The 9,854-nt window shown below is 40.6% G+C and carries 12 protein-coding genes; 4 read left to right on the top strand and 8 right to left on the bottom strand.

Translation table 11 applies throughout. The features are described 5' to 3' along the window. Positions 1-280: 280 nt before the first annotated feature. The 5 genes from Q7J27_09450 to Q7J27_09470 all read right to left on the bottom strand — a co-directional run bounded on the left by Q7J27_09450 (position 281) and on the right by Q7J27_09470 (position 2,858). Positions 281-562 carry an HU family DNA-binding protein gene (locus tag Q7J27_09450; GenBank protein ID MDO9529371.1) on the bottom strand — a complete coding sequence of 94 codons (282 nt, stop codon included), beginning with the start codon at positions 560-562 and terminating at the stop codon, positions 281-283. 30 nt (positions 563-592) lie between these two features. Beyond that, positions 593-793 carry a hypothetical protein gene (locus tag Q7J27_09455; GenBank protein MDO9529372.1) on the bottom strand — a complete coding sequence of 67 codons (201 nt, stop codon included), beginning with the start codon at positions 791-793 and terminating at the stop codon, positions 593-595. An 89-nt stretch (positions 794-882) separates the two neighbouring features. Further along, positions 883-1,743 (bottom strand): ImmA/IrrE family metallo-endopeptidase, encoded by an 861-nt coding sequence (locus Q7J27_09460; protein MDO9529373.1) that lies wholly within the window; start codon positions 1,741-1,743, stop codon positions 883-885. Positions 1,744-1,749: 6 nt separating this feature from the next. Further along, positions 1,750-2,205: a hypothetical protein gene (locus Q7J27_09465; protein ID MDO9529374.1), complete on the bottom strand. Its 456-nt coding sequence runs from the start codon at positions 2,203-2,205 to the stop codon at positions 1,750-1,752. Positions 2,206-2,222: 17 nt separating this feature from the next. Then, a complete protein-coding gene (locus Q7J27_09470; protein ID MDO9529375.1) occupies positions 2,223-2,858 on the bottom strand; it encodes a hypothetical protein in 636 nt (211 codons plus the stop codon). Positions 2,859-3,132: 274 nt separating this feature from the next. Here Q7J27_09470 and Q7J27_09475 point away from each other — a divergent pair, with 274 nt between their 5' ends. The 4 genes from Q7J27_09475 to Q7J27_09490 all read left to right on the top strand — a co-directional run bounded on the left by Q7J27_09475 (position 3,133) and on the right by Q7J27_09490 (position 6,415). Next, complete coding sequence (locus Q7J27_09475) at positions 3,133-3,366, top strand: DUF2188 domain-containing protein (GenBank protein ID MDO9529376.1); 234 nt, start codon at positions 3,133-3,135, stop codon at positions 3,364-3,366. 109 nt (positions 3,367-3,475) lie between these two features. Beyond that, complete coding sequence (locus Q7J27_09480) at positions 3,476-4,432, top strand: CBASS cGAMP-activated phospholipase (GenBank protein ID MDO9529377.1); 957 nt, start codon at positions 3,476-3,478, stop codon at positions 4,430-4,432. 17 nt (positions 4,433-4,449) lie between these two features. Beyond that, a complete protein-coding gene (locus tag Q7J27_09485) occupies positions 4,450-5,622 on the top strand; it encodes a nucleotidyltransferase (GenBank protein MDO9529378.1) in 1,173 nt (390 codons plus the stop codon). Positions 5,623-5,686: 64 nt separating this feature from the next. After that, positions 5,687-6,415, top strand: a complete 729-nt coding sequence (locus Q7J27_09490) for an SEC-C metal-binding domain-containing protein (GenBank protein ID MDO9529379.1) — start codon at positions 5,687-5,689, stop codon at positions 6,413-6,415. 630 nt (positions 6,416-7,045) lie between these two features. On the opposite strand, the gene Q7J27_09495 is transcribed toward Q7J27_09490, so the two are convergent. The 3 genes from Q7J27_09495 to Q7J27_09505 all read right to left on the bottom strand — a co-directional run. Further along, complete coding sequence (locus tag Q7J27_09495) at positions 7,046-7,882, bottom strand: nucleotidyl transferase AbiEii/AbiGii toxin family protein (protein ID MDO9529380.1); 837 nt, start codon at positions 7,880-7,882, stop codon at positions 7,046-7,048. Continuing rightward, positions 7,882-8,718, bottom strand: a complete 837-nt coding sequence (locus tag Q7J27_09500) for a hypothetical protein (protein MDO9529381.1) — start codon at positions 8,716-8,718, stop codon at positions 7,882-7,884. The genes Q7J27_09495 and Q7J27_09500 overlap by 1 nt, the downstream gene beginning before the upstream one ends. A gap of 871 nt (positions 8,719-9,589) precedes the next feature. Further along, on the bottom strand, positions 9,590-9,854 hold a 265-nt coding region (locus Q7J27_09505), incomplete at its 5' end, for a hypothetical protein (protein MDO9529382.1).

A 9,854-nucleotide genomic window follows, 5' to 3' on the forward strand; every position in this document is an offset into this window, starting at 1 on the left:
AATAATCATATTCGTGTGCCTACACGTTTTGAAGGTGAACACCAAGTGAAAAATCATAAGTGCTTGATTTTATGCGATGTGATCTGGTATTTTAGGTAAAATTAGGCTGATGTGAGCCTACAGATCCCAAACGCAAGTCTGCAATTCAGATTCCTGTCCTGCATTATTAATAGTTATTTGATAGCGTGAATTTTTTTAGGATTTAAATTCGGAATGGAAACGTTTTGAGCAATTCGAGATCGCCCTTATAGATCTTTGCCTCGACAATAAATAAGGTTCTCTATTCCACGGAATTCACCCTCTCTTTCAACTCTTTTCCGACTTTAAAGAAAGGCAGTTTCTTGGGTGCTACTTTGATTTCCTGCTTGGTTCTCGGGTTTTGGCCATCATAACCATCATAGTTTCTGACAGTGAAATTTCCGAATCCTTTGATCTTAACCCTGTCGCCGTTTGCAAGTGTGTCAGTGAATTTTTTAAAAATCAGATTTACAATGTCGGTTGCCCGCTTTTCTGTCAGGCCTTCTTTTTGAGCCAGTGTATTTATCAGATCAGATTTGTTCATAGATTCCTCCCGTTGGTATACTACGTGTAATTATTTTCCTACCTGATCTACCCTGTCCCTTATACATGCCACCAATACCTTGAGTTCGTCCCCCTTCAATCGCAGTAAGAAATTCAGATTATCATCAGTGTTCAAAAGCTTTTTAATTATCTCCAGCATTTTTTCTTTTGTCATCCGAATATCTTTAAAAACATAGATGCCGATTTTTTCATCAGTAAGCACTGCTATCATTTGTAAAAAATACAACGAATTGAATAGAAGTCATGCTTTTGCATAAATGCTGTTGTTACTCTTAGATTGTTTCCTATCAAGTAAACACGTTACCATCGCCATCTTTTACCATCAGGTGTAAACGGGTTAGTTAGGTCATGTTCTGGCTCATCTTCATCGTAGCGACGGTATTTGGGTCTTATTTCTTTATGTATCCAGAGAAGGGATAGCACAACATTGTAACGATTAAGTGCTACTGAGTGTTCCATTATATCTGCTTCTTCATCTACATTACCTGCTATCCATGCGGAGGCCGGTACTTTTTCTGGCTTAAGAGGCATTTCAACTCCATCGTAAAAGTCAAAAGCATATGTGTTTGGACTCAATTTTTCTCCGACCTTTACATGAAACTCGAAACTGTTTGATTTTTTATACCATCTGACAGAGCTGTCCCCACTAATTACTATAGCGCAAGGTTCTGAAGATAATTGAACGTATCTTAAAGCTGTTGCTGTTAATGTTGTCCTAAATTCATCGGCTAGTTTTGCAACAATATCTATACTTGGTGACTCACTCCCGATATGATCGGAGAAGATATCTTCTGGCATCAGAATATTGGCAGCGAAATCATTTGCTTCGATTTCTTGTGATTTGCTTTCGTTCCATTGGAACATGTCCTGTTCAGTACATATGATTAATTGTGAGTCTTGATGAAGTTCAAAATGACCTAACTCATGTGCAATTGCGAATCTCTTGCGTCCCTGCTCGGGTATTCTTGTACTTACAGTAATAATGCCAAGCCGTCCCTTTCTCACCAACCAAGCTTCCGATGACTCTAAAATCTTTTCTCTGACTAGAGCGCCTCGCTCCATGGCGATGTCATGGATATGAATCTCTGAGGGGTCTCGTATTTTTAACCTTTTTATAATTTCCCCGGCCTTCATTGATGGCTTTAATTTGTTGGCAGTCACCAAAGTTTACTGCTCCTCTTTCTCATTCAATTTTTCTAAAATTTTCAAGTTGTCCATATCTTCCAAGAGTGACTCAAGGTCTTTTTCTGAAATTGAATTTCTGTTTCGAAAATATGTTTCTGCATACTTTTGGGCTTCAACTCCACAAGAACCTGAGATGATTTTTCTGGCTTTTCCCCATAGGTCAGAAGCCTTCTGTGTAATATTTTGGGATGATTTTAATTCTAATTGTCTTTCAAGTTCTAAACGCCTCGCTGCGGCTTTTTCACGCCATGCCAATCGTATTTTTGCAGATTCGTTTTCAGCGATTTCTTTTACCTTCTTCATTAGCTCAGCCGTGTCAATTCCCTCTCCCGCTAACGCTTCTAACAAGTCCTCTCGTGTTAGTTCGTCGGAATCGATCATAAAATTAGAAAGGGATTCTATAAATCCTTTTCTGACTTCAGTTTTTTTAGGATTCATGTCTATTCCTCATTCTCTTATCGATTTTCTTCTTGTAAGTATTCGCTTATTTTACTTATCCTTCTTAAGAGTTTTTTCTTTAGATTATTTACCTTTGATACTTCCCAACTCAATTGTGCCGCTATATCTTGCGGTTTATTAAATCCCTCCTCTATGCAATAAAGGAGCAATTCGAGATCGCTATCACCCTTAACCATTTCATATAATTTGTTTTTTGCCTTTTCCTCGAGAATTTCCCTCTCACGCGATATCAGTTCATATTCAGGAGTATGTATTCCCTCTATCGTTTGAGAAGGTATTGGATAATTGTCAAGAACATTTGTCATACCTTGTTCATCATCCGGCGCGTGAGGATGTATAGTCTTTTTATGCTCCATTGAAGAAAAAAGATGTTCCAAGTCACTGTTTACGATCCACGTTAAGTGAGTCAGCAAGTTTGGATACTTGTCGGGGTCCCAGCTTCTTGTTTCCTGCCATACTTTCTCAATGGCCTCAAAAGCAATATCTTCTGGTGTCTTTCCTCTTGGAAGCGAACCAGCGTTTCGTGTTTCCCAAGGATAACGACGTGCCCTCCATACGGCATGGTAAGTCAATTTCAAAATAATATCTTCCCAATCGGCTGTCTCTAAAAGATTGAGGACCTTATCCTTCATCACTTTTGCATCCCTATAATTAATAAACCGAGATGGAAAAAAAATCGTCACTCAGTGGCAAATTTTTTAATTTGCCGGATTATAAATAATGAGATCATAAAATAATATGTGATGCTGATGTTAACATAAAGTAATGTCCGGTTTTTATTATGCATAATCCATACACCGTGTCAAACGGAATCGAATGCGAATACTTGTCTGTGACATCGTGAATATGCCCGCACTTGGAATCGTGCACAGAGAGTGATGGTAAAAAAATTGTTAGGGGGTAAATATGGCAAGAGAAGAACATCACATCGTTCCAGATTCTAATGGTGGCTGGAACATTAAAAAAGGAGGATCAAATCGTTCATCCGGTCATTTCGACCGGAAACAAGATGCTATCGATCGAGCCAGAGAGGTAAGTCGGAACCAAAGAACGGAGCTGATTATTCACAACAAAAACGGAAGAATCTCAAGGGCGGACAGTCACGGACACGATCCGTGTCCGCCAAAAGACAAGAAATAATTAAATTATTTAAGGATTTACTGATTGTGAAGAATTGTCCTTTATATCTGAGATTCATCACAAGGTAAAAGTTATTCCTAATAATACAGGAAACAGGGAAGAAAATATTATGTCTGAAAAATTTCAAATACTATCGTTCGATGGCGGTGGAATAAAAGGGCTTTTTTCGGCCGCAGTTTTGGCCCATTTGGAAGAAGACCTCAAAGTCAGCGCTGCAGAACACTTTGATCTTATCGTTGGTACTTCGACAGGTGGGATTATTGCCCTAGGATTGGGGGTGGGGATGAGCCCAAGGGAAGTGGTTCAGTTTTACGTAAAGAAAGGTCCTGATATCTTTGACGGACATAAGTCTATGAAGCTCAGGCGGATTTTACGTTGGTTTCGACACTGCATTTGTAACAAATATGATGCTGGCCCGCTAGAAAGGGCTCTGAAAGAATGTTTCGAAGAAAGGCTCCTTGCTGATAGTTGCAAACGCTTGGTGATTCCTTCATACAATATTGGGGAAGATGATGTCTATCTCTTCAAAACCTCCCATCATAAAAGACTAACTCGTGACTACAAGGTGCCAATCTGGAAGGTTGCAATGGCGACCAGTGCCGCCCCGACCTATTTCCCCTCTTTTCAGGGTGTCAATCATATTCGCTTAGTCGATGGAGGGGTCTGGGCGAACAACCCAATTATGGTGGGTATCGTGGAAGCTGTAAGCTTGCTTGATATACCACTATCTGCAATTCGGGTGCTTAGCTTAGGAACCACAGACGAGATAAAAGGACGTCCCCGAAAATTAAACCGTGGAGGTCGATGGCAATGGAAACAGCAATGCATTGATGTTGTTCTGCGAGGTCAAAGTATTGGTGCTTTTACACAGGCACAACATTTACTCGGAAAAGACAAAGTGATACGTGTTGATCCTAAGGTGCCTGATGAACTTTTCGAACTTGACAAGCTTTCCGAAAAGGAACTGCTCGCCAAGGCTGCACATGAGAGCCGTCACTTTTCACCACAATTCAAGCAAATTTTCATGAAACACAAGGCAGCAAAATACAAGCCAATATATTCTTAAAAGAGAGGTATGTACCGATGTTTGATAAAACAAAAAAACAATTGAGCAAATTCATGGAGCGATTATCAGATGCGCTTGATATTCCAGAGGCACAATTTAAAGAAGCAGTCGAACGCTACCAAGCAGTCGGAAAATGGCTCAATAAAGAGGACTCCAAACTTCACCCTTTTGAGCCTGAAATATATCCACAAGGATCTTTTCGACTGGGTACCGTCGTGAAGCCTACTAGTGATGAAGATGAATATGATATTGACCTCGTTTGTGAGTTAAACCTTTCATCAGGCGATGTAACCCAAAAGCGATTAAAGAAGATGGTTGGTGATCGCCTAAAGGATAATAAAACATATGAAGGAATGCTTGATAAGGAAGGAAGACGTTGCTGGACTCTAAATTATGCAGATGGGTCAAAGTTTCACCTGGATATTCTTCCTTCTGTTCCTGATGACATAAATTTAAAGGAAAAATTGCAAATTTTGGGTGTACCAAAAGAATGGACTGAATATGCTATTTGTATAACGGATAATACAAGTCAGAATTACGACTCGTGTAATGATGATTGGCCACGGAGTAATCCGAAAGGGTATGCAGCGTGGTTTAAGGAGCAAATGAAAACTCAATATGAGGCCAGGAAAATGCTCCTTGCGGAGGAAATGCGGATTAGCATAGAAGATGTGCCGGAATACCGGGTTAAAACCCCTCTTCAGAGGGCAATCCAGATTCTCAAGCGACATAGGGACATTATGTTCGAAAATGATCAGGAACATAAGCCCATTTCCATCATAATAACTACTCTTGCCGCACACTCTTACAACAATGAAGCAGATCTTTTTGATGCTATCACCAATATTGTTAAAGGTATGCCTCATTACATTCGCAGGTTAAATGGTGCTATCTGGATTCCAAATCCAGTTAATCCCGACGAAAATTTTGGTGATAAATGGAACGAAAACCCGAAGCTCGAAGAGTCATTTAGAAATTGGTTACTCCAAGTTCAATCAGATTTGGATTCGATAATGAAAAAAGACAACATTCGAGAAATCTCGGAGTCTATGAAATTTTCATTCGGAATGGTGACTGTCCAAACAGCGTTTTCCGCGTTCGGTTCAAGTAATTTGAAAGTTAATGATCAAATACCGGAAGTTAAGATACAAAATCCTAGTAAACCGTGGCGGCAGTGGCAGGATGCTTGATACTGAAACGAGAAAAAAACTGATTGACTCTGAGTTTTCCGAACTGCAAAAAAAGTATCCAGGTTTGTATATTGCCGGAGGGTCTGGCGACGAATTTTTTATAAATGGGAAATTGGCCTTTTCTGCAACCTATAATGAGATTTCTATCATAGATGAATACGAAGTTGAAATAAATATCCCTCGAAATTACCCAGACTCCCCACCAAACGTAAAAGAGGTAGGTGGCAGAATTTCGAAGGACTATCATGTTCATCATAACGGAATACTTTGTTTGTCTTCGCCTGTAGAGGTGAAAAAGAAATTCTTTCAAAAAAAATCCATGGTGGGATTTGTTGAAGATTTGCTTATACCTTACCTCTATGCTCACAGCTTTTTGCAAGAATACGGGGAAATGCCGTTTGGCGAACTATCTCATGGTGTTGAAGGAATAATAGAATATTACAAAAATTTGTTCGATGTAGATAGCAATTACATGGTTGTTGGCTTTTTAAGGATACTTGCAGACAATAATTACCGCGGACATATTCCATGTCCATGTGGGTCGCACGCCAAGCTACGTAATTGTCATGGGAACTTATTGCTGGAGTTGCAAAGATACCAAAATAAAAACAATTACTTAAGTGAATATTTTTATATTGCAAAACATATGCTGGAAAAAGGGGGAAGGGAAATACCTAAAGATTTTTTACCAAAATCAATCAAAAAAAAGATTCGAAATACTTCAAGAAAGAATAAAGAGAAAAAGATATGGATAAATACTGATAAGATAATCTCGGACAAGGGAATATGCTGAATCCAGTTCCGATATTTTAAATTTATGCTATCTTGATTTTACGGATTTTGTGAGATTAGAATAGTGCCAAAAACGGGCTTAACGGTTTTTTGATGTTTGCTCTCACTTTTACCCGTTTTCTTTTAGGGTAATCGTGTAATTCTGCTGATTGAAATGTCGGTTATGGGGCCGGAAATGGGGTTTCCAGGGGTTTCTACCGTCATTTTTACACGATTATTCACGTTTTCGGGTAAAAACATTTGTAGGAAAGGATGGGGGGTCATTTTCCATCTGTTCCGGGAAATGACAAGCGCATGAGCGCAACAGGAACGGCTCTTTCTTCAACCTCCCCCACACGGCTCACGAGGATGGCCCATATCGAGACTTTTTATCTTTATTAGGGTTTGTTTTTGGAAAAGGGCTTTTATAGCCCTGGTATCAGTTTCATAACACTCGCAGACTGCTTCCCGGACCTAACCAGATCGAAGGCTTTCTTTTTCACCATGACCGCCTCTGTTGAATTGCTCTTACTCGCCAACTTATCTGTGTACTTGCTGATCTGATTGGCAACTTTGCTATATGCAGATGGAAACGAGGCATTGTTTCAATTTCGAAAAATACAATAGAGAAGGAAATTATTAGAAACAGATTTTAATAATATTTCGCCTGTCGCAGTTCACGCAATGTCGCACGAAATACCCGCTCAAATTCGGGCAGGAGTGTTATCTGGGAAGACAGACGGGTTTGCCAGAGTTTTTTCAACCTGGCCTCTTTATAGATAAAATTCTCTTTGACATCGGTCAGTTCTTTTCCCCGGAATTTCATTTTCAGTTCAACCGCTTCAATTAAATCGGCTGGATTTACATGACCGTTGGTTATGAGATACCACAAATCGTAAAGATCGCGTGGCTCGTTTCTTGCCGGGTCAAGAAGAGCGACGATTTTTTCCGATACGATCTCGTTGAGCGAATAAACCCCGATTCTTTCCTTCTCTGGCAGATCCTCGTATTCATCGTATGCTTTGAGAACGGGTTTTGATGCTATGGGAAAGACGATTCTTTCATTTATTGTGATATCCACTTTGACTTCTTTAGCGGAGGCACTTGGTAAAGGGCCTTCGTATCCGAGGAAAAAGGTATGACAGTTCTCATGTGAATGTCGATCATATCGGCTGATTCGAAGTTTGATTCCCGATGCCCGCTCTATATATTCGAAAACAAGAGCAAGGTACTCCTCAATTTTTTCAAAAGAAACATCTTCTCGCAGGGTGAAATCGAGATCTTCAGAAAAACGGTAGTCCGGGATGTAACATTTCTTGATGGCCGTACCGCCTTTAAAGGCAAGGAGATCTGTGAGGGGTGTTTTTGAAAGCCCCACCAGAAACCAGGATAGGCAATAGTCCCTTTCAAGAACAACCTCCGGAATACGGCGTCCGCCTTTCCGGGCGAGACGATTCGATAGTAAAGACAGGTTTCGCTGAGGTATCATTATGTCCTCACCACGGATAGGAGTTCGTCGGGCGACACATTGAGCTGCAATCTCCACTTCCTGATGAACTTCCCTTCAGACGGGAGAAGCGGATCAAGTTTAACATAGCTTTTTGTCAGAAGCCCCTGGAGGGCTTTCCGGTTTTCCCGGGAACCGATTCCGTAAATTTCCAGGATATAACCCAGCCTGCGGATGACAGCGCCAATGTCCATCCTTAGCGCATATTCGATAAGCCGATCTGTATTCAGATCCTGTCGGCGCATCCATATTCCCTTAGCCGTTTCCGTAATGCCGCCACAGTACTCGGGTTGCCGGAGACCGTCAATAATGGTTTTCTCCATGTTACTTACAATCACTTTTTCCTGTTTACTCACCCACTGTTCGCTCATGCCGAAAAAATGCTCTTTCTTACAGGTGATGAATTTAAAATCGGTACCCAGGATATTAATTGGCCGGCGTTTTTTCAGTGTCGTTACATGTACGACAAGCTGTGGTTGGGTGACCATCCCGTGAATTTCCATGGCGGTACCATGAGAAAGATAATAGTCTTTCCCTTCAATAAGTTCATGGGCGAGGATGAGCGGGTTGCCCATATATTCCCTTTCCTTTCCAAGTTCGAGGGGCACGAGAATAAACAAGCCTGGTTTCAACCGCGTCACTACGCCCCTGTTTACAAGATTTCTTGTAAAGCTGCGGGCAGAGGCCTCTTCCAGATCAAGAATTCGCTGGACATCTTCCAAGCGGAAGATCAGCTTATATTCCTCGTAGAGCGTGGTGACCAGATGGGCGGCCTGAGATCCAAGGGTTTTCATTTTTGTGTTATTTTTCAGATTCATAATGTGCTTCCGTATAGCACATTTAGCACTTAAACAATAACATAGTCAACAGGAAATTATGTTTTAATTACATTTCGTGTCGTTAGAGGACACCAAATGTGACTTCATTATGACAATGTTGCTTTGACTAAGTTCTTATGCCTATTAGATCCTTGCTGTGACTCCAGAATGGAAAAAGATATTGATACCTCACGTTCTTGTGAAAAAATAAAAATGATTCATCTGCTTTATATGAACATGACTGCCACCATATCAAAAACACCAAAGGGCTTTTTTTGCACCTTTCGGGTCTTTTTCTGCACCTTTCGGGTCTTTTTTTGTGCTTTTCGGGTCTTTTAGGAATATTTCGGGATGTGGAGTATGTTTGATGGGGGAATGGCATTTTTGGCAAGATTGAAAATCTGCATTTTTGGTAAGGCATTATTATATCTTTAACACTAATTGGCACGGTTGGCTATATGACCAAAATCCACCGCCTAATTTTACGAATTCCTTTAGTAATAAGGTCTTGCAGTAATTTTGCTTGCACCTGAGTACTACAAATAAAACATTATAAACCTATGTTTCTCAAGGGTTCTCCGATTTTGATGGTGAATCAGGGATGACTTCTGCGGCACTAAGAAGCTTGCTTCGTGTGCCGCATACCTAAACTATCTTGTTGAATTGAAACTGGCTTATTCAGTGGTCATCCTTGACTATCTTTTTAACTTCATATCTCGCCTTTCTCTTCATCCTTATCACCGTCAATCAGGCTCTTTTTCTTCATTCGGCGAAACGCTGCAACAGGGATACCAAAAACTTCTGAAGCTGTCTTGTAATCCATCTCCTACTCCTCCTATTTTTATAGCCTATTCTTCGGTTTAGCGAATAGTCATTTGTTACGTTTCGTTCCCTGTAGCCCATGTATTACAGGATCTTTAACTTTTTTATAAGGCCTCAGCATTTTTTGAGATTTTCTTATAGAAGCAAGTGCGCATGTCCCGATTCCAAGAAACATCAAAAATACCGGCAAGAGGATGAACGCGGCTGGCTCAACCAGGAAGCCAAACAGGAAGACTGCCAGCAGTCCGAGTATCCCAATTGACATAAAGATCGAAGACACGATGTATCCTATTGCGATACCGAGCTTCCAGTGA

The organism is Syntrophales bacterium, assembly GCA_030655775.1.
Classification (GTDB): domain Bacteria; phylum Desulfobacterota; class Syntrophia; order Syntrophales; family JADFWA01; genus JAUSPI01.

Excerpts from the sequence above, each read along its gene's own strand:
- Q7J27_09470 (MDO9529375.1), bottom strand. The coding sequence starts at position 2,858 with ATGAAGGATAAGGTCCTCAATCTTTTAGAGACAGCCGATTGGGAAGAT.
- Q7J27_09495 (MDO9529380.1), bottom strand. The coding sequence starts at position 7,882 with ATGATACCTCAGCGAAACCTGTCTTTACTATCGAATCGTCTCGCCCGG.
- Q7J27_09450 (MDO9529371.1), bottom strand. The coding sequence starts at position 562 with ATGAACAAATCTGATCTGATAAATACACTGGCTCAAAAAGAAGGCCTG.
- Q7J27_09465 (MDO9529374.1), bottom strand. The coding sequence starts at position 2,205 with ATGAATCCTAAAAAAACTGAAGTCAGAAAAGGATTTATAGAATCCCTT.
- Q7J27_09480 (MDO9529377.1), top strand. The coding sequence starts at position 3,476 with ATGTCTGAAAAATTTCAAATACTATCGTTCGATGGCGGTGGAATAAAA.
- Q7J27_09485 (MDO9529378.1), top strand. The coding sequence starts at position 4,450 with ATGTTTGATAAAACAAAAAAACAATTGAGCAAATTCATGGAGCGATTA.
- Q7J27_09500 (MDO9529381.1), bottom strand. The coding sequence starts at position 8,718 with ATGAATCTGAAAAATAACACAAAAATGAAAACCCTTGGATCTCAGGCC.
- Q7J27_09475 (MDO9529376.1), top strand. The coding sequence starts at position 3,133 with ATGGCAAGAGAAGAACATCACATCGTTCCAGATTCTAATGGTGGCTGG.
- Q7J27_09455 (MDO9529372.1), bottom strand. The coding sequence starts at position 793 with ATGATAGCAGTGCTTACTGATGAAAAAATCGGCATCTATGTTTTTAAA.